Below are 23194 nucleotides of genomic sequence, written 5' to 3'. Positions count from 1 at the left end.
TTAATTCTTTGCGCAAGCTCATCTAAGCATCGGATGACTGACCACTTAATTTCAATACAGTATCTTAACAGAACCTAAAGTTTAAGTTGTCTTCGGTGCTTTAATATAATTTTTATCTAAAACCAGCTAACCAAACACCTAAGCATTGTAAAAGTTTCAATGAACTCAGGTGTTTGGTTAATATATTTTATTCTATTTTTCCCTAGTACTCAATCATTTATATTATATGGAGCCTATCTTTTGTAATGTAAGAATTACATCCCTACCCTCTGCAATACCATCTATTATCTTTCTGGTTCTCGCACTATCTCCAATATTCAATATTTCAATATTTTTATCACTAAAATGATTCTTCAAATCATCAAGTATTGGGTTTTCTGGTCTCATTCCTAGACATACAAAACCATAATCAAAATCTAAGTTTTCTATTACATCATTCTTCTTAACTTTAAAATGATCTGAGGCAACTTCTGTAAGAGCTGTGCTTGTATGTACCTGTACCTTATTCTTTTTAATTATATCCATCATTGAAAGCTTGGTTATTACATCTAAATCTCTTCCTAGCATAGGCATCATTTCAACAATTGACACCTCAGCCTTCTTTTCAGCAAAGAACTCTACAACATCAAGTCCTACAGCTCCTCCACCTATTACTACAACTTTCTTTCCTTCTGCATCCTCAAAGCAATCTATATTTTTAAGAAGCCCGAAAATTGAATGAACATTTTCTCCTTCTTTATCAATACGATCAAGCAGACCATTTATAGGTGGAAGTAATGGCTTAGAACCAGTTGCATTAACTATAACATTAGGCTTAAGGTTTTCTATAGCTTTAAGATCAGCTTTTGTACCTGTGTAAATCACCAAATTATCTAAGCCTTCAGCTCTTCTTATTAAATACTCTGGCAAAAATGATATTCTATTTTTATCTGGCAGTGTAGAAATATCTTTTGCTAGTCCACCTAAGTAAGTTTTTTCTTCAAATAGGAAGGTTGTACATCCTACTTCAGCTGCTGTGCAAGCTGCTTCAAGTCCTGCAGTTCCTCCACCCACAACTACAACTGTAGTAGGCCTTTTAACTCTCAAACTCTTATATTCATCTTCATTGATTGTATCTGGATTCATAGTACATCTTACAGGTCTATTTAAACCTATTCTATGACCTGCACAGCCTATATTGCAAGAAAGACACTTTCTTATCATATCTTCCTCATTATTTTCTACCTTCTTCACCCAATTAGGATCAGCTATAAGTCCACGACCAATTCCTATTAAATCAGCCTGCCCCTCTGCTAGTAGTCTCTCAGCAACTTCTGGTCTTCTTATATTTCCTGTAGTTATGGTTATCTTATTAAATTTTTCTTTTACAGCCTTAGCCATATAAGAACGCCAACCATCCTCTAGATTCATGTTGTCTATCTGATATTGAAGGGAATCATTTAAAGCTGCAGAAACGTTGAATATATCAACTTCCTCATTTAAATATTCTAGTATCTTTAGAGTATCTTCTAAGGTATTACCACCTTCTAGAAGCTCATCAGCGCTTATTCTAAGTGATATTGGGAACATTGGTCCTACAGTAGCTCGTACACTATCTATTACCATTCGAGCAAATCTAGCTCTATTTTCTAAGCTTCCACCAAATTCATCAGTACGATTATTATATAGTGGTGATAAGAACTGGCATATCAAGTATGAGTGTCCAGCATGTATCTCAACTGCATCAAAGCCTGCAGTCTGAACTCTTTTAGCAGCTTTTCCATAGTTTTCAACAATCCTTAATATCTCTTCCTTCTCAAGAGGTCTTGGCACTGCTCCTCCAGTCTTTGAAGGAATATTAGAGGATGAAACAGGCTGACAACCTATTCTTTCTGGAACCGCAGATGCTCCAGAGTGATTAATTTGCATAGCCACACAAGTTCCATACTTATGCAATCTTTCTGTTAGTCTATATAAAGCAGGAATAAAACTATCATGATCTATTCTTAGCTGAGTTGTTCCATTTGAACCTAAAGGGAACTCCACTGCTGCATTTTCAACAATAATAAGTCCTGTTCCACCTTTTGCTCTTTGTTCATAGTATTTGATATGATCGTTATTTATTTCACCACTTTGGCTAGCATAGTTGCTTCCCATTGGCGGCATTATTATTCTATTCTTTATTGTCATGTTTTTAACTTTTAAAGGACTAAAAATATTACTATACTTCATAAGTTTCTTACCTCCATAAAAAAACAAGTAATTTAACTGCTTCTTATTTATTCTTTTGCATGTATTCCTCTATCTTTATAGTTTCCTCATATTATTAATCTCTGTAAAATCATCAGCATTTTCTCTAATCCTATGAAGATTAAAATAATATTTCTAAAATAAAGTAGTAAAGCTATATAGATATTTACAAAATACTTCTCACACTTTTTTCTCACAACACTGAAACTTAATTTGTTAAATAACAAACTAACATAATTAATTATAATATGCGAGTTATCATAAATCTAATCAATATTTTTAGCTTTATCTATAGATAATTTTTATGAATTCAATTATACTTACACTAACAGATATGTAAGGAGTGAATAGCTTTGAACTTAAAACAATTAGAGTACTTTAGAGTATTAGCAGGGCTTGAGCATGTTACCTTAGCTGCTGAAAAGCTCTCAATAACACAGCCTAATTTAACTTATGCCATCTCTGAACTAGAAAAAGAGCTGGGTGTTTACCTATTTGAAAAACAAGGAAGAAATATAAGACTAACCAAATATGGTCGTTTTTTTCTTAACTATGTGGATAGGTCTCTAAATGAGCTTGAAAGAGGCGAAAAAGAGCTTAAGAGATTAGTGAATCCCTCTCACGGGACCATTGATCTAGCTTTTATTTATACGCTAGGCCCTCATTTTGTCCCTAATATGATTAAGGAATTTATCAGTGATGATGCAAATAAAAATATATCCTTTAACTTCAGCCAAGGTAATACCAAGGATATAATTAAAGGGCTAAAAGAAGAAAAGTTTGATCTGGCCTTTTGCTCTTTAGTTGAGGATGAACAAAACATAAATTTCACACCTCTAGTGGAGCAAGAATTAGTGCTTATAACTTCAAGAGAACATCCTCTTTCTAAGTATGATAGTATAGATTTAAAAGAAACCTCCGATTATCCTTTTGTTTATTATAATAAGCAAAGCGGAATTCGTCCTTTAATTGATAGTTTATTTGATGAGATAGGTGTTACACCAAAAATAATTTGCGAGGTAGAAGAAGATAGCGCTGCTGCTGGCTTGGTTGCAATAAACTACGGTATAGCTGTTGTCCCTAAGGTATGGGTTCTAAACCATTTTGATATAAAAACCATCAAGATAACAAATCCTCCACATAAACGTTTTATCTATATGGCCTATATAAAGAATAAGTATCTAAGTCCGACAGTTCATCTATTTAAGGACTTTGCTGTGAATTATAGCCAAAAGAACTTTTTAACTCCACAAGAGGATAAATAAAAAAAGTCGCTGTAGCGCATTTCTTCAGGGATCTTTTTTGCGTATCTTGCTTTCTTAATGTTTATTCAAATAATCTGGTAGAAGACATAATTTCTCTTCTTTTATTCTTTCTCCTATTTATTCATTTAAGGCATTTACATATAGTTATCCACAGATTTATCAAAGATATAATTTCTTAAAGAATAAAAAATCCACTGAAGCGACTTTCTTCAGTGGATTTTCTTGTGCATCTGCCTATTCTGAACCTTATATAAAAAGTTCTAGCAAGCGACATAATTTCAACACGTACTTTAACAGAGCCTTATTTAAATCTATTCTTATTGAATACTTCTATGTAATAGCTGTAGTACTCCATATAAGTCTTCTACACCTATTTGTCCAGGAGCGGAAGCCTTTTTTGCTGCTCCAAAAGTCAAAGCGGATCCAAAAACTTCTCCTGTAAGTCTACTTACAACGCCAGTACCAGCCATTGACATTGTTATTATTGGTCTATCAGCATATTTTTCAGACATTACAACTGTTGCTTCTAACAATTCTAAAACATCTAGCTTTGACTTTGGCATTACCGCAATCTTAGGAATATCTGCTCCTAAATCCTGCATCTTTCTTAGACGGTATATTATATCATCTTTAGATGGAGTTTTTCCAAAATCATGGTTTGATGCCACTACTTTCACTCCATATGCATGTACACCTTCAATGATTTCTTTAACTATATCGTCTCCAGTAAAAGCTTCAACATCGACTAAATCCACTAGACCAGTAGCTGCAACTGACTTGTTAAGATCAGCATAAACTCTAGGTTCTATCGCTTTTTCTCCACCCTCTTTTGAAGTACGGAAGGTAAATAAAAGCGGTATATTATTTAATGCTGGTACTAAATCCTTCAACACATCTTTTACTTTTTCTATGTCAAATACCTGTTCGAACCAATCTACACGCCATTCTACTACGTCTACATGTATATCCTTAAAGCTTAGAGCTTCTGCTATTATTTCTTCTTTTGTCTTAGCTACTATTGGCACACATATTTTAGGAATTCCATCCCCTAAAACTATATTCTTAACTTTAACTGTATTCATATTTACCTCCATGTATTATGCCCTTACACTATTATTTGCAACTGAAGTTTTCCTATAACTCATATTAACATATATTGCAAGTAATACTCCAACACATGTTATTGCTATATTCAGTAATAATACGTATTTAGGTCCATTCACTCCAAATGACTTAGTTATACCACCAGCTACTGATAACACAGCATAGTTAGCTGCACTAGATGCTATCATTATGATACTTGTAATTATCCCTTTTATCTTAGGGAACATATCATTTATAGTTGAAACTGCTAACTGTAATACTCCTCCTGCTGCTGAAAAACCAATTACAAACCCACCTATAAGTGTTATTTGAGGCGTCTTAACCACATAAACAATTATAAGCATAATCATAGCAATAAGAGGATATACAACCAATATTCTAACTGGTTTAATAGTTTGTTTTACCAATAATGCTGTTAAAATAACTGCTACAATAGTTCCAATCGAATAGTATGTTTGTATAACGCTTGGATTTTTAAGTCCAGTTGACTTAGCAAATTCTTGTATACAGTTTAACCATAATTGGAAAGTTGAAGTACAAGTAAAGCCTATTAATATAAGTGCGATACTTGTTGGTGTAAACTTAACTGATTTAATCTTTTGGAATAAGGATTCTTCTTTTTCTTGTCCCTTGTTATCAAGACTTGTTTTAGGCATTGGCATAATAGCTACAAGTAAAGCTATTACAACAAATAAACCAGCCATCACATAAAATAAAGTTTTGTAAGACATATTATTTGCAGCTATGTATCCTATCATCATAGGAAGTCCTAATTGACCTACTGATATAAATAACTTTGTTAATATACTTGCAAGACCAGTTGATTCTACTAATATTTCCATACAAGCAGGTATTACTCCTGTATCAAGGAAAGAGTTAGCTATCCCCCCTGCTAGTGCACATACATACGCTACTGAGGCATTTGGTGAAAATGCTATGCCTACTAGATATATTATATATGAAGCTATACCTATTAATGCTGAAGCTCTACGACCTATCTTATCGGATAGTGGACCTGAAAAAGGAAGTGCTACTAAACGTCCTAGCCCAAGTGCCGCTATAACCATTACAACTGAACTGACATCATAAGTACCATTACTTAGAAGCTTTGCGCCCCATTGAGCTGCAAATTGCTGCTTATATTGAGCTAAAATCGAAACTCCTATACCATGAATAAAATAGTTTAAATACAATACAAATGCCGTCAGATAGTACTTTTTATAATTAATCTTCTGTTCCATTATTCTTTCATCCCTTCAATATATTAGTACTTGATGTCTAATATCTCTTTCATGTATTCAATTGGCATAGGTTTTCCTGTCCACATCTCAAAGGCTGCGGCACCTTGGAATAACATCATACCAAGTCCATTCATTGTCTTACAACCTACTTCTTTAGCCATCTTTAACATAGCTGTCTCTGCTGGAGAATAAACTATATCTACTACTATAAGCTCAGGTCTGAAGAAGTTTTTATCTGGAATATATGTCTTTCCTTCTAGTGGTTTCATTCCCATACCTGTTGCATTAGTAAAAATGTAACTACTTTCTATTTCTCTCTTTAGTACCTCTAAATCAGCTAAATCATATAGTGTAGCTTTACAATTGGTCTTTTCATTGATATTTTTTACTGTTTGCTCTGCTCTTTCCCAGAAACCATCTTTTATATTAAAAATTGATATTTCGGATACTCCATCTAATGCTGCTTGGATTTCAATAGCTGTAGCAGCACCACCTGCTCCAACAATGGTCATCTTTTTACCAATCACATCTATGCCTGCATCTTTTAATGCTGACATATATCCCATTCCATCTGTAATATGTCCAGTTAATACTCCATCATCATTTACTATGGTATTTACAGCTCCACAAAGTTCTGCTGCTGGTGATAGCTTATCTAAATATTTATGTACAACAGTTTTATTAGGCATAGAAACATTACTTCCTCTTACCTTCATAGCTCTAAAACCTTTTATAGTATCTTCTAAAGTACTGTTATCAACTTCAAAAGCTAGATATGCGTAATCTAAACCTAACTTTGCAAAAGCCTCATTATGCATCCTAGGTGAGCTTGAATGTCTAATAGGGTAAGCTATTAATCCTATAAGTTCTGTATGTCCTGTAATACGTTCTGCCATAATAAATCTCTCCTTCAAATTAAAATATATTATTATAATTGTTACTAGCGTTGTGAAAAAGATTGTGAAGTTAATCACTTAACAATGTGACATCTTTATTATATAGTGGTGTATTATATTAATCCAATTAATTTTTTAAGCATAATTAATAAATATTATTTATGAATTATACCTTTAAAGTTGTGTTTCTCATAAAGTTTTATTACAACAAAATTTAATTTAGTTCTTACATTTAAAGGCTATTCTCTTAAGTTTTAATAAATTTATATAGATTATCGTGTCATTTTTACATTGAGTGCTACTTTAAAACAAACTCTATTACTATGAATTTAATTTTAATGCTGCTTATAGCTATAACATCTATAGATTTACACTACTTTTTGTTATTTAATTAACAGATAATCTTAGCTTAATCGTTATATTTTACTATTCGAAAGTGTAACTGTTGGATTTCCTAAATAAATCTTATAACTAATATTTATTTAGGAAATAAATATATCTGTATTGTTAATATGATATAAAATGATGCACAAAATACTAAGTATTGAATTTCACTTAGTAAACTCTTTATTCCTAGCTAAAGAAAGGTGAAAACATATGGATATATTTATTGTTGTACTTATCCTACTTCTTAGCATTGTAGTATCTAATATTTTGAGCAGACTGATTCCTTTTGTACCAGTACCATTAATCCAAATTACTATAGGCATAATATTAGCTATATTACCTACTGGAATACATATGCCTCTAGAACCAGAGCTATTTATGGTTTTATTTGTTGCTCCACTCTTATATAATGATGGCAAAATGACGTCAAAAGAAGAGCTGTGGAAGCTAAAAAGTCCAGTATTCCTAATGGCCTTCGGCTTGGTATTTGCAACTGTTTTTATAGTTGGCTATATAATCAATATTATGATACCTAGTATTCCACTATCTGCATGCTTTGCTTTAGCAGCTATTTTATCTCCTACTGACGCTGTGGCAGTAAGCTCATTGTCAGAAAGAATACATCTTCCCTCTAAGATCATGACACTTTTAGAAGGAGAAGCACTTACGAACGATGCATCAGGATTAGTTACCTTTAGGTTTGCCATAGCCGCCACTGTAACCGGAGCATTTTCTTTTTCAAATGCTGCTTTTAGCTTCTTTATCATATCCATAGGCGGTTTTTTAGTAGGAGCTCTTCTATCCCTATTAATCGCTCAACTTACAGCCTTCATACGTAGATTAGGGCTTGAAGATGCTACCTTTCATGTACTTATGCAAATTATTACTCCCTTTATAATATATCTTGTATCCGAGGAAATTGGAGTATCTGGAATACTAGCTGTAGTTGCAGCAGGTATTCTTCATTCTTTACAAGCTGATTATTCCGAGCCTATCATATCGAAATTAAAGTTCGTTTCCAGAAGTACTTGGGCTGTGCTTTTATTTATAATAAATGGATTAGTTTTTTTAATTTTAGGACTCCAGATCCCAGCGGTTATGGCTGTAATATTTAGAGATGACACCATAAGCAACTTTAAGGTATTAATGTATATTATAATTATCTCATTAAGTATGATTTTACTAAGATTCCTATGGGTATATAGTATGTGGAATGAAAAATGGAGTGAGGATGAATGTATAGAAGACAAACCAAATCGGTTTTCAAACTCACTTATAACCGCACTAGCAGGTGCCCGCGGCGCAATAACCCTTGCTGGAGCATTCTCAATTCCATTTTATCTTGAGAATGGAAACCTATTTCCACAACGTGATCTTATAATATTCATATCAGCTGGTGTAATACTACTAACTATATCCATAGCAAGCTTTATTCTGCCAATGGTATTAGGTGAAGAAGCTAGCGAATCCGATATCAATACAAATAAATCAAGTCACAAGGCTCTAAAGCAAGTTATGGACGCTGCAATAAGGCTTATAAACGACGAAACTAATCAAGAGAATAAGTTAGCTGCTTCTTCGCTGATAACCGTGTGCGAAAAAATAAAAAATGATAATCCTATAAATTCCGAAAATATTAATCTTACAATAGAAGACAGAAAAAAAGAAAGAGATATATTTTTGATTGGCCTCAATGCTGAACGAAAGGAAATAAATAAACTGCTACAAGATAAAAAAATAAATCCAGCTACTGTAGAAAAATTTGAAGATGCTATATCTAAGGTTGAGAGTTGCCTATCAAAACCACCTATCATTCAGACGTTAACTAAGATTGAGTTAATAAGAGAGTCCTTGGCAAAACTTATTAAGAAACAGTTAAATATAAATCCTATGAATATGAAGGAGGTAAAGAGAATAAAGGTGCTAACCTCAAAGGCTGCAGTTGAGGCAATTAAATCACAAATAGATACTGAAAACAGAAATGCTTCTCTTGCGGTAATAGATCACTATAACGACATAATAAGACGGCTTAACACCATTAATCTAAGTGAAACTTCCAATGATATAAGTAAGCAAAGAAGCCGCCTTCATCTTAAGGCACTTCAAGCTGAAAGAGATGAGGTTCAAAGTTTACTTGAAAATAATGAAATAACTCGTGAAACTGCAAGCAAACTACGACGCTTTATCAACTATATGGAAGCTACCGCAATAGAGGAGGAAGTTTTTTAAACCTATGTGAAGAAATTATGGTAGTCCACATAATTCTATTTCTTATTGTTTATCCTAAAAAGCTACTTTAAAGTCTTCATATTGCTAGGACTAGATAATAAAAAAATATATAGTTTCCTTAACAGTAAAAAAGTCATGCATAAAAGCAGATTAATCTACTTTTATATGCATGACTTCTATTTCTGTAAAAACTTACTTTGACAAATCTTCAATTATGGCTTTAGCAGCTTTTCTTCCTGCACCCATAGCCTTTATTACTGTAGCTGGGCCAGTTACAACATCTCCTCCAGCATAAACATGTTCTTTTGAAGTTCTTCCAGTCTCTTCATCTATTACAACTAGGTTCCACTTATTAGTGTCTAATCCACTTGTGGTATCACCTATTAAAGAACTGGACTTTGTTCCTATTGCCATAATAACCATGTCAGCCTCTAAGATGAACTCTGATCCTTCAACTGGAACTGGACTTCTCCTTCCTGACTTGTCAGGCTCTCCTAGTTCCATCTTTATGCATCTTACACCTCTAACCCACTGATGATCATCTGCAACTATTTCTATTGGATTGTTTAGAAGATGGAAGTGTACTCCTTCTTCTTTTGCATATTCTATTTCTTCTTTTCTTGCTGGAAGCTCTGCTTCAGATCTTCTGTATACCATGTGCGCTTCTGCCCCAACTCTTAATAGAGTTCTAACAGCATCCATAGCAACATTCCCTCCACCAACAACCACTACCTTCTTTCCAACAACTAGAGGTGTTTTATAATCTTCTTTGTAATCTCTCATAAGATTATTCTTAGTCAAGAACTCATTTGCGGACATTACCCCATTTAAGTTCTCACCTGGTATTCCCATAAAGCTTGGCATAGCAGCTCCTGTTCCAATGAAGACTGCATCGAAGCCTTCCTCTTCCAAAAGCTCGTCTATAGTTATAGTTTTACCTATCATTACATTTTTTTCAAATTTAACACCAAGTTTTTTAAGCTTTTTTATCTCATTGTTAACAACAAGTTCCTTAGGCAGTATGAACTCTGGTATCCCCCAAGTTAGAACTCCTCCAAACTCATGAAGAGCCTCAAATATAGTAACTTGATATCCTTGCTTAGCCAAATCACCTGCGCATGCAAGCCCCGCTGGTCCACTACCAATTACAGCTACTGACTTATCCAGGACAACTTCAGGCTTATCAAGCTCTATGCCATTACGAATACTCCAATCTCCTACAAATCTTTCTAGTCTTCCAATAGCTATAGCCTCTCCTTTTATCCCCATGACACAGCCACCTTCGCATTGTAGTTCATGAGGACATACTCTTCCACAAACTGAAGGAAGGGCATTTGCTGTAGCTATTATATCAGCAGCTTCTTTGAAGTTTCTTTCCTTTATTGATTTTATAAAGCTTGGAATTTTATTATTAACCGGACATTTTGCTACACATTTTGGAACCTTGCACTGAAGACATCTTTCCGCTTCTTGCACAGCCTCATCTTCATCATAACCAAGATTAACTTCATTAAAATTATTTATTCTTATCTTAACCTCTTGCTCTTTTACAGGAACTCTTTCTAATCTAATCATTTTCACTCACCTCAAATGCAGCCTCTTCTTGAATTCTGTGTTCTTTACCGTATAAATCTCTAAATTCAGCCTTTGCTTCATATGAATTATATATATTCTGTCTTCTTCTTACTTCATCGAAATCTATCTTATGTCCATCAAATTCTGGACCATCTTGGCAAGCAAACATCACTTTCCCACCTACAGTCACTCTGCAAGCCCCGCACATACCAGTGCCATCTAACATCAAAGTTGTCAAACTAACTACTGTTTCTATTCCCTTTTCTTTAGTTAAATTGCATACACCTTCCATCATATCTATGGAGCCCATAGCAATAACCAAATCAAAGCTTTCTTCCTGAAGTAAATTACTTAAAGTATCTATTGCTGTACCTTTAAATCCTACTGATCCATCAACGGTTGATATAACTAGATTATCAGTTGTTTCTTTTATTTCATCTATGTATACTAGACTATTTCTATCCTTAAAGTTTAAAGCGGCCTTGAAACCTACTCCTATCTCAGCCAGATATCTAACTTCTGAGTAAATTCTTGTTGCTGCAGTTCCTTCAGTAATAAATAGTATTTTTTTGTCCTTAAGAACTTCTCTCTTTTCACTTATCAATTTTGATGGTTGTCCGAAAGGTCCTGCAAAGTCTAGAAGCTCATCTCCTAGCTTTAAAGCTGCTAATTCTTTAGTTGAATCCCCAACCAATCTAAAAACTATGGTTATAGTTCCACTATCTTTATTACTATCGCAAATGGTGAAAGGCAATCTTTCACCTTTCTCATCTATTCTAAGCATTATGAATTGACCTGGTTTTGCTGATTTAGCCACTCTTTTTGCATTAACTTCAATTGTATATAGATTTCCACACAAATTGCTTATATTCACTATACTATACATGATCTTCTCCTCTTTATATCATTATTTACAACTACTTCTTTTCCTCACCATCATCAATCTCAACTAAATCAATCAAAAATATAAATATTGGAATTCCTATGATAAGTCCCCAAACTCCAAAAAAGTGTTCTGATATGATCAGTATTATAAAGGTATAAAACACTGGAAGTTCGGTTTTTGATGACATCAATTTAGGATTTAATACATATCCTTCTAGTGCATGTAGTATTGCAACTATTATTATCACATATATAACCTTTGTTGTTCCGCCAGCTGCATAGGCTGTCAATGCAAGAGGTATTAAGGATATAAATACACCGGCTACAGGTATCAACCCTAAAATCAAAATCATTATTCCTAATCCTAATACATCAGGAAGACCAACAAGAGTAAGAGCAAATACTGATAAAACACTGTTTACAACCGCTATTATTATCTGGACCTCTATTACCTTACCAAAGGATCTTATGAACTTTTGACAGAAATACTCTAATTCTATATAAAAGCTTGAAATCTTGCTATACTTAAATTTCTTAGTAAACTCAACGATTTTACCTTGCTCTAATAAGAAAAATAAGCTTAAAATTAGAGAAACAAATATATTAAAGCCTAGTTTGCTTATATCCGCTACATATCTTATTAAGGCATCTCCCCACTGATTTACAGATCCACCTATTTCAAGCTTTTTTGTATGCTCTATTGCATAGTTTAGTATAGGGCTGTCATGAGGAGCCATATAAAAGGCAACTGCCTGTTTTACTACTTGAATAACTTGGTAAACTATTATAGGCAAATACTTACTTAGCCCAAAAGCAACTATGGCTATTAATAAAACATATAGTATACCTATGGTTATTCTTTTATCAAACCTTACAAATTTGCTAAGCCTTCTATTAATAGAGCTTTGAAGCCTATACATAAGATAAGCCAATATAAAAGTTATCAAAAATATATTAGCAAAGCTTCTAAGCAAATAAGCCAAAACAGCAATTACTGCTAGGATTGCTATTCTTTTAAAACCTCTATTCTTAAAAAAATCTAAAATAGTTTCCATTAAGTTTCTCCCAAATCTAATTATTTTCTTTCTACAACTTACTTTTATTTTCTTACAAAAAATATTATCTGGCAAGATTAATTAATGAATAAATTGCATTATAATTTAATAAAATCAATATATTTCTATGACTTTTTATTATTAAACTATAACAGTTAGGAAATATCCTGCATTTCAAATCCTTATATTCAAATTTGAAATATTGCAAACTCATTGATTATTTTTAATTATTGCCTATAACTACATATATAACTACATTTATGTAACAAATTAGTTGATTTAAGCTTGTTTTTTCAATTTATTATTAATGATGATTATTTTAGATAAGTAAGCTACGAATTGTTATGTAAATCTCTAGTTGACATTAATCTCTACATACATTACTATACTATAATATAAATACTTTGACTATCAAAATATTTTTTTTATTCGAGAGAGGGAAATTTTTATGAAACTAAAACCACTGAAAATTGGTGATTTAATCGCAAAGGTTCCGATAATACAAGGAGGAATGGGAGTAGGTGTTTCTTTGTCAAACTTAGCATCTGCTGTTGCATCCTGTGGTGGGATTGGAATAATCTCAGCTGCTCAAATAGGTTTTAAAGAACCTGATTTTGAAAAATCTCCACTAGAAGCAAACTTAAGAGCATTAAAGAATCATATAATAACTGCTTTAAGCAAAGCTAAAGATGGTATTATCGGTGTTAATATAATGTGTGCTGCTAATAACTATGATGAACTAGTAAAAACTTCAATCGAAGCTGGTGCTCAAATAATAATATCTGGCGCTGGTCTTCCTACTCATCTACCTGAACTATGTAAAGGTTCTGATGTAAAAATGGCGCCAATCATATCTTCTGACAAAGCTGCCAATGTAATAATGAAGGTTTGGGATAGAAACTATAAAGTTGCTCCTGATGCATTAGTGTATGAAGGTCCTCAAGCTGGTGGTCATCTTGGCTTTAAACTTGCTGAGTTAACTAACGAAGCTTATTCTGTAGAAGATGAGTTAACTAAAATCCTAAAGACTATTAAAATATATGAAGAAAAATATAATAAATCAATTCCACTTATAGCTGCTGGCGGAATATTTACTGGTGGTGATATAGCAAAAATGCTTGAACTGGGAGTAAGTGGTGTTCAAATGGCAACTAGATTCGTGGCAACTGAAGAATGTGATGCCCACATCAATTTTAAGATGGCATATGTAAATTCTACTATTGAAGATATATCAATAGTTAAAAGTCCTGTAGGGATGCCTGGCCGTGCTATACTTAATCCTTTTGTTGAAAAAACAAAAGAAGGAAATATTAAGGTTACAAAGTGCTACAAGTGCATAACTAAGTGTAATCCTGCTACTACCCCTTACTGCATAACTAAGGCTCTTATAAATGCTGTTGAAGGTGACCTTGATAATGCTTTAATTTTCTGTGGAAGCAATGCCCATAGAGTAGATAAAATTGTAACTGTTAGAGAATTAATGGATGAACTAATTAATGAAGCAGAGAATTATGCATAAAACCTAAAGAACTATAGCTATCTCAATAAGAGATAGCTTACTTTTTTTCCATTCTAATATATATACTAAAACCTATTTTTTATGATATAATCTTGAATTGTGTTGAAAGTGTTTTAACTTATAGCGACTTTTTAGTTTATGTTTGTTAAGACAGTATTATCCTTAAAGTTGTTTACTAATATATTTTATATATTGCAATAAAAAGCATTTATAATAATAATTGAAAATGCTTTTGTTATAAAAATGATGAAAAACGGAAAGGAAAGTGTAAATGATAAACGTAAGTAATATAGGCTTAAGATATGGTGGACGTAAACTATTTGAAGATGTTAACCTAAAATTCACTCCAGGAAACTGCTATGGTGTTATAGGAGCAAATGGAGCAGGAAAATCAACCTTCCTTAAGATATTATCTGGGGAAGTAGAACCTAATACTGGAGAAGTTATTGTTGCTCCAAATGTGAGAGTTTCTGTACTTAAACAGGACCACTATCAATATGACGATAGCCAAGTATTAGAAACAGTAATAAGAGGTAATGAAAGACTTTATGAAATAATGACTGAAAAAGATGCTCTATATGCTAAGGAAGACTTTAGCGATGAAGATGGTATAAGAGCTTCTGAGCTTGAAGGTGAATTTGCAGACCTTAATGGATGGGAAGCAGAATCAGAAGCTTCAGCTTTACTTCAAGGCTTAGGTATAGGAACTGATCTTCATTACAGAAATGTAGGTGAACTAACTGGTGGAGAAAAGATAAAGGTTTTACTTGCTCAAGCATTGTTTGGTAAACCAGGCGTACTAATACTTGACGAACCTACAAACCACCTTGATATAAAATCAATAAACTGGCTTGAAAACTTCCTTGCAGACTTTGAAGGTACAGTTATAGTAGTATCCCATGATAGACACTTCTTAAACATGGTATGTACTAACATCTGTGATGTTGACTTTGGTAAGATTAAGCTTTATGTTGGTAACTATGATTTCTGGTATGAATCAAGCCAATTAGCTCTTCAAATGTCAAAGGACCAAAACAAGAAAAAGGAAGAAAAGATTAAGGACCTTCAAAACTTTATCGCAAGATTTAGTGCCAATGCTTCTAAGTCTAAGCAAGCTACTTCAAGAAAGAAATTATTAGATAAGATAACATTAGATGATATTCAACCTTCAAGCAGAAGATATCCATTCGTAGGATTCAAACCTGAAAGAGAAGTTGGAAATGATGTTCTTACTGTTGATGGAATAAGCAAGACAATAGATGGAGTTAAAGTACTTGACAATGTAAGCTTCATGGTTGGAAGAGAAGATAAAATAGCTTTCGTAGGAGATGAAATCTCTGTTACTACTTTATTCAAAATCCTAACTGGTGAATTAGAACCTGATACTGGTAGCTTTAAATGGGGTATAACTACTTCTCAAGCTTACTTCCCTAAGGATAACAATGAATTCTTTAACGACTGTAACCTTACCCTTGTTGACTGGTTGAGACAGTTCTCAGATGAAAAGTCTGAAAGCTATTTAAGAGGATTCTTAGGAAGAATGTTGTTCTCTGGTGAAGAAGCACTAAAAGAAGCTAGCGTACTTTCCGGAGGAGAAAAGGTTCGTTGTATGTTGTCTAGAATGATGCTAAGCTCAGCTAATGTACTAATTCTTGATCAACCTACAAACCACTTAGATCTTGAATCAATTACAGCTGTAAATAATGGTCTTATAGACTTCAAGAGCGTAGTATTATTCGCTTGTCACGATCATCAATTCGTTCAAACTATTGCAAACAGAGTTATAGAATTAACTCCTGAAGCAGTAGTTGATAGAAAATCTTCTTACGATGAGTATTTAGAATTCAAAGGAATGAACTAATAAGTTAAATATAAAAACTTCACTAAAGCTACCTTCTTTAGTGAAGTTTTTTTGCACACACATATAATCAAAGTTATTTAAAATATATTTTCTCAAAAGATAAAAAACATATATGAGGTATTAGCCCAACTAGGAATGCTTTTAAATTAATAAGTTTTGTATTAAAGATAAGTAATCATATTTTATTAATACTGTTTAAATTAATTGGTTATTTAGGAGATGCTATATGAGCGAGCAATTAGAATTAAATGATTTTTTCAGATGGAATGGCGTTAAGAAACTGTACTGTTCGAACGTAGTGAGTTTACAGTTTTAGCCATGGAATATGATAAAATCATATTAATTCTTTGCGTAAGTTCATTAAAGCATCGGATGAATAACCAATTAATTTCAATACCAATAATTCCATATGGCAAATATTTCTATATCTCTACTTCTTTAAATAAATCTTTAATATCTTCTAAGTCCATGTTGCTTATCACTGAAGAAGCTATAGCCTCTTCTTCCATAACATTGTTCATTATATCCTTCTTCTTCTCTTGAAGCTTATAAATCTTTTCTTCTATAGTTCCTTTTGTAATAAGCTTTATAACTTCTACACTATTTTCTTGACCTATTCTATGCGCTCTATCAGTCGCTTGATCCTCAACAGCTGGATTCCACCATGGGTCAAAATGTATTACTACATCAGCAGATGTAAGGTTAAGTCCAGCCCCTCCAGCTTTTAATGATATCAAGAACACTGAAGTATCTCCTCTATTAAAAGAGTTTACAAGCTCTAATCTCTCCTCTGACTTTACTGTACCATCTAAGTACATATATGATATGTCCATAAGCTTAAGCTGCTTTGCAATATTTTTTAGAGCTGAAGTAAATTGAGAGAAAAGCAATATCCTGTGCCCTTCCTGTATACAGCTTTCTATTAGTTCATATAAAGTATCCAACTTACCACTACCACCTGCATAATCCTTTATAAAAGTGGATGGATCACAGCATAGTTGTCTAAGCCTAGTTATTGCAGATAGTATCTGAATTCTACTCTTGTTTATTCCGTTTTTCTCAATGTTGCTCTCTATCTCGCTTCTAAACTCCTTAACGTAGGTTGAATATAGTTTTCTTTGCTCTTTATTAAGCTCCACAGTCACTTTTCTTTCTATTTTTGGAGGCAGCTCATTTAGAACTTCCTTCTTCTTTCTTCTTAATATAAAAGGAGTAACTCTAGATAAAAGATCTTCTAACACCTTCTTATCTTCCTCTTTAACTATTGGCACTTCATATTTTTTTCTGAACGAGTTTGAAGAAAACAAGAATCCAGGCATTATAAAATCAAATATAGACCATAATTCCATAAGAGAATTTTCTATAGGCGTCCCCGTAAGTGCAAATCTATTTTTACCTTTTAATTCTTTTACACTCTTAGAATTTTGAGAGGTACTATTCTTAATATTTTGAGCTTCATCTATTATGATGGTATTAAAATTATAGTCCTTCAACTCTTCAATATCGATTCTTACAATTGGATAAGTTGTAAGTATTACATCGCAGTTAGAAAATTCAGTTTCAAGCTTATTTCTTTGAGCTTTACTTCCATAGTAAATAAGTACTTTTAATGATGGCGCAAATTTCTCTAGCTCCTCTTTCCAGTTATACAAAAGTGAGGTTGGGCATATAACTATAGATGGATTAAGCTTTTCTTCTTCCTTATAAGATAAAAGCAAGGAAATAGTCTGAAGTGTCTTTCCTAAGCCCATTTCATCTGCTAATATTCCTCCAAACCCATACTTATTCAAAGTCTTTAACCACTTATACCCAGCAACCTGGTAGTTTCTCATACTACAATTCAAGAACTTAGGTATATCTATCTCCTCTATATCTACCTTTTTTATTGACTGTACCAATTTAACATATTTGTCATCTCTATTTATGACATTATCTCCAAGGTACTGATTCAATTTTTCGTCTAAATACAGAGCATTATATTTCTCCAATTCAACAGCGTCTTCAAGAATATTATTTTCCTTTATATTTAGAGATTCCAAAAGGTTGTTCAGCTTAACTAATACCGGATTGTCTAACATTATAAAGCCTTTTTCAGACGCCTTATAATACTTCTTTCCACTTCTAAGGGCTTTAATGGTTCCCATTAGCTCTTCTCTTGTAAGCTCATCTATATTAAATGAGAACTCTAACAAGTCTTCCGAATTAACTCTAGTTCCAGCTGTAAAGGTAAGCTTCTTTATAATCTTAAACTTTTTGAAAGCTTCTGAATAATATACTTCTCCTAGATGACCAAGCTTTTCTAACCCTTCATTTTGAAGCTCAATTATTTTGAGTTCGTCGCTTATAGCTAAGTGATTCTTGTTCTTTGCAAAGCCCATAGATAATACTGATCTTTTTATTTCTTCTTCCCTATCTATATCCCTTATAACAACTATATCCTTAGGATTGTATTGTTCTGTAATAGCATCAATCTCTACCACACCATAGTCGAACTTAATAAACAATACTACTGATTTACCAACCTTATCAAAGTAGAACTTATTCTTTAGATTAAAACCTGGTTCAACTATTTCTTTCTTAAGATTTTCTGAAAGCTCTACATGAGATATAGAATTAATCATCGGTAGCACTCTTCCTACGAACAAGCTCTTTTCCTTCTTCTGGATCACAAGTGACTTTTTTTCACTATTTAAGAGAAGAGGTACAATAGCCTTAAATCTTTTTATTGTATTCTCATCACATCTATAAACTTTGCCTTGATAAAAAATATATTCATAATCTGATGTTACGGGTACAGGTAGGTCATTAACTGCTTCAACCAATATTTCCTTTGAGGTCTCCTCAATATTTATATCAAATTTTAAGTTCTCTTCTGCAATTACGCACTCATCATATCTATTTGAATCAACTGTAATACAAAAGCTCTTATCTTCATAGTGGTTCAATATGCTCTTAACAGTTGAATCTACAAGTTTCATATATTTTCCGTCAAACATTTTGTTTACAGAGTTTTTATCTGAAGCAAGTTCTCCTATAAGAGCTAAATCTTGAATATACTTTAAGAATCTACGATCCTCTTCACAAAAGTAATGCTGTTCAAAGTCTAAAATAAAACCTTTACCAAATTCGATAATACAGTTTTCTTTATCTATATCTGTAATGAAGCTTTGTAAATCTCTCACTGAATATAATTTATCTACTCCTATTTTTAAATCTAATAATACATTAGACTTATCTATAGATAGATTTATATCCAATTTCAGCTGTTCCCTTTTTTCATTAACTTTAAATGAACCATCATATAATTTTAGAATCTGATCAACAACACCTAAAGCTTTTCTTTCTTTTTTAGCAAGCCTATTAAGATAATATAGATATCCTGCAGCTATATGACTGCATACTTTTCCATCCTTTGCATAATTTGCACAGGTACATCTTCCAGTTAAAAGATTATTCTTTAAATCTATTTCAAAATTAACTAAATACTGATCAAAATATTCTGAAGCTACATAGCATCTTATGCCTTTAGCCAAATTTTCTTCTAACTCCTGAACCTCAAAATCAAAAGCATAATCTCCTGAATAATAGGATTCTCCTTTTTTCAATATATGAGGTTTACACAAATCTTTTAAATTACCGTACTTAAAGTTCATAAATTTCACCTCCCGTTATAGCTGAAAGTGATTTACCACTTATAAAGCCTAACCTTTTTATTATATCATTATTTGTTTGATAATGTTAAACCTAAACTAATAAATTTACTCATAAGCTTAAATTATATAATATGGTCTGCAAATACTTATTCTAAATATGTATATTATGAAGTCAATTATCTATAAATAAGCAACCTATTATCATATAATGTATATATACCAATTCAATATTATGGAGGAGATAAGATGAACATAGTTATACTAGACTCTAAAACACTGGGAGATGATATAGACCTAAGCATATTAAAATCTTTTGGTAAGCTTACTATATATGAAACAACAAGTGCAAACAAAGTGATAGAGCGAATAAGAGATGCAGAAATAGTAATAACTAATAAGGTTCTGTTAAATGAATCTAATCTCAATGTTTGTTCTAGCCTAAAACTAATTTGCCTTACAGCTACTGGCACTAACAACGTAGACTTAAATTACACTAAGAATAGAGGCATTGTGGTTACAAATGTAGCAGGATATTCAACAAACAGTGTTGTCCAACATACCTTTGCAGCATTACTTTACATTTTAGAGAATCTTAAATACTATGATGAATATGTAAAAGGTGGTCACTATGTTAATAGCGAGATTTTCACACATATAGGAAAAAACTTTTGGGAACTTAATAATAAAACCTTTGGAATCATTGGGCTTGGTGAAATTGGTAGAGGAGTAGCAACAGTTGCTGAAGCTTTTGGCGCTAAAGTAATATACTACTCAACCTCTGGGAAGAATTCCAACAGCTCTTATAAAAGAGTTGAGCTTAATCAATTACTTATGGAAAGTGATGTAGTATCTATTCACTGCCCATTAAATGAACTTACAAGAAATCTTATAGACTACAAAGAACTTAAGCTAATGAAGAATACAGCTGTTCTGCTTAATATGGGGCGCGGAGGAATAGTAAATGAAGAAGCACTAGCTAAAGCTTTAGATGAGGCTCTCATCCTTGGTGCTGGTTTAGATGTGATAAGCAAGGAGCCTATTGAGGAAAACAATCCTTTACTTCAAGTAAAAGATTCAAATAGATTATTTATAACTCCTCACATAGCTTGGGCAAGCATAGAAGCAAGAAAGAATTTAATTTTAGAAGTATATAAAAATATCGATTCTTTCCTAAAAAACGAAGAAAGAAATAGAGTATAGACTTTGTCTATACTCTATCTTTACTTTATAAAAACATTTCACCCTTTGTAACTATTCTAGCTTTTCCAGTTAGCTTTACTCTTAGATCATCTATTATGTGCAGTTCTATTTCGCCTTCTCTTGAAGAAAGCTGCTTAGCCTTTAAGTCATGCTTGTTCTTCTTAACGGACCAATACTTAGCAAGTAAGGTATGAACAGAACCTGTAACATAATCCTCATTTACTCCAGCCCAGGGATTAAAGTATCTAGTAACAAAATCGTATTGCTGTTCTAAGGAAGTGGCTGTAACCCCTACTCCTTTTAGACCTTGTATACTGATATGTTTCAACATCTCAAAATCTGGATTTATAGCTGTTACTGATTTTTCATCCTTCAATTCAAAAACTAGCTTTCCTGTATGCTTACCAAGTATCACATTATTATATTGGCTTACACCTAACGCTCTTTGTATCTCGCTATAATCAAAGCAAATATTAGCTTCAGGCTCATCCATTGGAAAATCCATACCGATCTTGCCATCTTCTTCACTTGAAGCTTTGATAACACCATTATTATAACTATATAATATTGAATCAAAAGGTATTTTTATATCATTTAATAATACATGGGATGCTGCTAAGGTAGCATGTCCGCACAAATCAACCTCATATTCTGGTGTGAACCATCTAATACTGTATATATTATCTCTGAAGTCTAATATAAATGCAGTTTCAGAATATTTTAGTTCCTTAGCAATTGACTGCATAGTATAGTCATCTAACTCTTCATCTAGTATACATACTCCAGCTGGATTACCTTTAAATAGCTCTTCAGTAAAGCTATCTACTGTGTACAATGTTACATTTCTTTTCATAACTTCAATCCTTTATTAAAATATTTATCTATATCTACTTATAACAAGCCTCAACAAATCTATCAAAAAGAGCTTGCATAGTTTGATTGTATTTACTCATCATCTCTGGATGCCATTGTACTGCAAGTACAAAGTTATCTCCACGCCTTTCAATAGCTTCCACTACTCCATCATCTGCAATTGCTACAACATCAAATCCATCAGCCACTTTATTTATAGCCTGGTGATGATAACTATTAACTAAAACATCGCCACCTATTATTTTATACAACTGGCTGTTCTTTTCAACAGCTACAGAGTGTGTTCCTCTAAAATTAGGTGCATTTTGCTCGTGTTTAACATAACTTCCTTCAATATAAGACATATCTTGGTGTAAAGTTCCACCAAATACAACATTTAGTATTTGAATTCCTTTGCATATTCCAAAGATTGGCTTACCACTATCATAGGAGTCTTTTATCACTTCTATTGTTGCATCATCAACGGCTCTATGCACATATCCAATCTTCTGCTTTGGTTCTTCCCCATAAAGAAATGGATCTACATCATATCCGCCGGATAGTAGTATTCCATCTACTTGTGTTAATATTATATCTAATGCTTCTTTATCTAAAATTGGAGGAATAACTATTGGAGCTCCTCCCGCTCTTACTATAGAATCTACATATGCATCGGTAACATATACCCTTTCACTTCCTAGGAATGCCCCACTTTCAATGGGAAGTAAATTGCCCATAATTCCTATCACTGGTTTCTTCTTATTCATAATAGCCCTCCTAAAATAGTACTTCGTTTTTTCTGATTCTTAAAGTTAATAATTGTGCAATATTTATTTCAAGGATCTTATGTAAAACCTATTTATAATAATTTTATTTTTGTATTTATAAATATATTGTATGGCTAGTAGTCAAATAAGTTTTCTTTATTTATTGTACTTTGTGAAGGTTTTGCATTCAGAGCCACTGCTATACGGTAAAAATAGAAATTGTACCTTCAATTATAAAGAATTCAAACATAACAGCTAACACACATAGTAATATAAAAAGTGAAAGTCTTTCATCTCTTTTTCCAATACTTTTTATTCTAGTAATCTGCGTTGAAGAAGCATCCCTATTCTTAGGATCATCTCTTCTCATAGTTTCTTGGAAGAACGTCTCATAAATGGTCTTATATAATGGTATATTTGCAATACCTAATAGTAAAATTAAGTCTCCTTGCATAATTTCCCCCACGCCTCTTCAT

16 protein-coding genes are annotated in these 23194 nt (G+C 32.7%); 5 read left to right on the top strand and 11 right to left on the bottom strand.

Annotated features, from left to right (window positions below):
• Window positions 1-222 precede the first annotated feature (222 nt).
• Window positions 223-2211 (bottom strand): FAD-dependent oxidoreductase, encoded by a 1989-nt coding sequence (locus tag GXK57_RS19560; RefSeq protein ID WP_160679558.1) that lies wholly within the window; start codon window positions 2209-2211, stop codon window positions 223-225.
• Between the two features lie 371 nt (window positions 2212-2582).
• Between GXK57_RS19560 and GXK57_RS19555 the strand changes: the two genes are divergently transcribed.
• Entirely contained in the window at window positions 2583-3494 is a 912-nt protein-coding gene (locus GXK57_RS19555) for a LysR family transcriptional regulator (protein ID WP_160679556.1), read from the top strand.
• Window positions 3495-3811: 317 nt separating this feature from the next.
• On the opposite strand, the gene aroD is transcribed toward GXK57_RS19555, so the two are convergent.
• From aroD to GXK57_RS19540, 3 genes are read right to left on the bottom strand one after another with little or no spacing between them, the layout of a single operon-like run.
• Window positions 3812-4576 (bottom strand): type I 3-dehydroquinate dehydratase, encoded by a 765-nt coding sequence (gene aroD, locus GXK57_RS19550; protein WP_160679554.1) that lies wholly within the window; start codon window positions 4574-4576, stop codon window positions 3812-3814.
• A gap of 15 nt (window positions 4577-4591) precedes the next feature.
• Complete coding sequence (locus GXK57_RS19545; RefSeq protein WP_347709104.1) at window positions 4592-5839, bottom strand: MFS transporter; 1248 nt, start codon at window positions 5837-5839, stop codon at window positions 4592-4594.
• Window positions 5840-5862: 23 nt separating this feature from the next.
• Window positions 5863-6735, bottom strand: a complete 873-nt coding sequence (locus GXK57_RS19540) for a shikimate dehydrogenase (RefSeq protein ID WP_160679552.1) — start codon at window positions 6733-6735, stop codon at window positions 5863-5865.
• 597 nt (window positions 6736-7332) lie between these two features.
• On the opposite strand from GXK57_RS19540, the gene GXK57_RS19535 reads away from it, so the two are divergent.
• Window positions 7333-9351 (top strand): Na+/H+ antiporter, encoded by a 2019-nt coding sequence (locus GXK57_RS19535; RefSeq protein ID WP_160679550.1) that lies wholly within the window; start codon window positions 7333-7335, stop codon window positions 9349-9351.
• 192 nt (window positions 9352-9543) lie between these two features.
• Here GXK57_RS19535 and gltA read toward each other — a convergent pair whose 3' ends face one another.
• The 3 genes from gltA to GXK57_RS19520 are packed head-to-tail and all read right to left on the bottom strand — an operon-like array spanning window position 9544 to window position 12866.
• Complete coding sequence (gene gltA, locus GXK57_RS19530) at window positions 9544-10926, bottom strand: NADPH-dependent glutamate synthase (protein ID WP_160679548.1); 1383 nt, start codon at window positions 10924-10926, stop codon at window positions 9544-9546.
• Entirely contained in the window at window positions 10919-11812 is an 894-nt protein-coding gene (locus GXK57_RS19525; RefSeq protein ID WP_160679546.1) for a sulfide/dihydroorotate dehydrogenase-like FAD/NAD-binding protein, read from the bottom strand. The genes gltA and GXK57_RS19525 overlap by 8 nt, the downstream gene beginning before the upstream one ends.
• Window positions 11813-11843: 31 nt before the next feature.
• Window positions 11844-12866, bottom strand: coding sequence for an AI-2E family transporter (locus tag GXK57_RS19520; RefSeq protein WP_160679544.1), 1023 nt, complete (start codon window positions 12864-12866; stop codon window positions 11844-11846).
• Window positions 12867-13314: 448 nt separating this feature from the next.
• Here GXK57_RS19520 and GXK57_RS19515 point away from each other — a divergent pair, with 448 nt between their 5' ends.
• Both GXK57_RS19515 and GXK57_RS19510 read left to right on the top strand, forming a co-directional pair.
• The gene (locus GXK57_RS19515; protein ID WP_160679542.1) at window positions 13315-14385 is read left to right on the top strand and encodes a nitronate monooxygenase family protein; all 1071 of its coding nucleotides are present in this window, start codon (window positions 13315-13317) and stop codon (window positions 14383-14385) included.
• A 271-nt stretch (window positions 14386-14656) separates the two neighbouring features.
• Entirely contained in the window at window positions 14657-16246 is a 1590-nt protein-coding gene (locus GXK57_RS19510) for an ABC-F family ATP-binding cassette domain-containing protein (protein WP_160679540.1), read from the top strand.
• A gap of 422 nt (window positions 16247-16668) precedes the next feature.
• Here the strand turns inward: GXK57_RS19510 and GXK57_RS19505 are convergent, their stop codons facing one another.
• Entirely contained in the window at window positions 16669-19899 is a 3231-nt protein-coding gene (locus GXK57_RS19505; protein ID WP_160679538.1) for an SNF2-related protein, read from the bottom strand.
• 246 nt (window positions 19900-20145) lie between these two features.
• Here GXK57_RS19505 and GXK57_RS19500 point away from each other — a divergent pair, with 246 nt between their 5' ends.
• Window positions 20146-21099, top strand: a complete 954-nt coding sequence (locus GXK57_RS19500) for a D-2-hydroxyacid dehydrogenase (RefSeq protein ID WP_160679536.1) — start codon at window positions 20146-20148, stop codon at window positions 21097-21099.
• A 25-nt stretch (window positions 21100-21124) separates the two neighbouring features.
• On the opposite strand, the gene GXK57_RS19495 is transcribed toward GXK57_RS19500, so the two are convergent.
• The 3 genes from GXK57_RS19495 to GXK57_RS19485 all read right to left on the bottom strand — a co-directional run bounded on the left by GXK57_RS19495 (window position 21125) and on the right by GXK57_RS19485 (window position 23172).
• Window positions 21125-21952, bottom strand: coding sequence for a PhzF family phenazine biosynthesis protein (locus GXK57_RS19495; RefSeq protein WP_160679534.1), 828 nt, complete (start codon window positions 21950-21952; stop codon window positions 21125-21127).
• A 34-nt stretch (window positions 21953-21986) separates the two neighbouring features.
• Window positions 21987-22718 carry a gamma-glutamyl-gamma-aminobutyrate hydrolase family protein gene (locus tag GXK57_RS19490; RefSeq protein ID WP_160679532.1) on the bottom strand — a complete coding sequence of 244 codons (732 nt, stop codon included), beginning with the start codon at window positions 22716-22718 and terminating at the stop codon, window positions 21987-21989.
• A gap of 199 nt (window positions 22719-22917) precedes the next feature.
• Window positions 22918-23172 carry a hypothetical protein gene (locus tag GXK57_RS19485; RefSeq protein WP_160679530.1) on the bottom strand — a complete coding sequence of 85 codons (255 nt, stop codon included), beginning with the start codon at window positions 23170-23172 and terminating at the stop codon, window positions 22918-22920.
• Window positions 23173-23194 lie beyond the last annotated feature (22 nt).

It is taken from the genome of Clostridium sp. C8-1-8 (assembly GCF_009928445.1).
In the GTDB taxonomy this organism is placed as follows: Bacteria; Bacillota; Clostridia; order Clostridiales; family Clostridiaceae; genus Clostridium_AR.
The sequence above is the reverse complement of the archived record's forward strand: the minus strand, read 5'-3'. Positions and strand labels throughout refer to the sequence as shown.

What these genes read in the sequence shown, in the direction of transcription:
- GXK57_RS19560 (WP_160679558.1), bottom strand. Translation starts at nt 2,211, where the DNA reads ATGAAGTATAGTAATATTTTTAGTCCTTTAAAAGTTAAAAACATGACA.
- aroD (WP_160679554.1), bottom strand. Translation starts at nt 4,576, where the DNA reads ATGAATACAGTTAAAGTTAAGAATATAGTTTTAGGGGATGGAATTCCT.
- GXK57_RS19545 (WP_347709104.1), bottom strand. Translation starts at nt 5,839, where the DNA reads ATGGAACAGAAGATTAATTATAAAAAGTACTATCTGACGGCATTTGTA.
- GXK57_RS19540 (WP_160679552.1), bottom strand. Translation starts at nt 6,735, where the DNA reads ATGGCAGAACGTATTACAGGACATACAGAACTTATAGGATTAATAGCT.
- GXK57_RS19535 (WP_160679550.1), top strand. Translation starts at nt 7,333, where the DNA reads ATGGATATATTTATTGTTGTACTTATCCTACTTCTTAGCATTGTAGTA.
- gltA (WP_160679548.1), bottom strand. Translation starts at nt 10,926, where the DNA reads ATGATTAGATTAGAAAGAGTTCCTGTAAAAGAGCAAGAGGTTAAGATA.
- GXK57_RS19525 (WP_160679546.1), bottom strand. Translation starts at nt 11,812, where the DNA reads ATGTATAGTATAGTGAATATAAGCAATTTGTGTGGAAATCTATATACA.
- GXK57_RS19520 (WP_160679544.1), bottom strand. Translation starts at nt 12,866, where the DNA reads ATGGAAACTATTTTAGATTTTTTTAAGAATAGAGGTTTTAAAAGAATA.
- GXK57_RS19515 (WP_160679542.1), top strand. Translation starts at nt 13,315, where the DNA reads ATGAAACTAAAACCACTGAAAATTGGTGATTTAATCGCAAAGGTTCCG.
- GXK57_RS19510 (WP_160679540.1), top strand. Translation starts at nt 14,657, where the DNA reads ATGATAAACGTAAGTAATATAGGCTTAAGATATGGTGGACGTAAACTA.
- GXK57_RS19505 (WP_160679538.1), bottom strand. Translation starts at nt 19,899, where the DNA reads ATGAACTTTAAGTACGGTAATTTAAAAGATTTGTGTAAACCTCATATA.
- GXK57_RS19500 (WP_160679536.1), top strand. Translation starts at nt 20,146, where the DNA reads ATGAACATAGTTATACTAGACTCTAAAACACTGGGAGATGATATAGAC.
- GXK57_RS19495 (WP_160679534.1), bottom strand. Translation starts at nt 21,952, where the DNA reads ATGAAAAGAAATGTAACATTGTACACAGTAGATAGCTTTACTGAAGAG.
- GXK57_RS19490 (WP_160679532.1), bottom strand. Translation starts at nt 22,718, where the DNA reads ATGAATAAGAAGAAACCAGTGATAGGAATTATGGGCAATTTACTTCCC.
- GXK57_RS19485 (WP_160679530.1), bottom strand. Translation starts at nt 23,172, where the DNA reads ATGCAAGGAGACTTAATTTTACTATTAGGTATTGCAAATATACCATTA.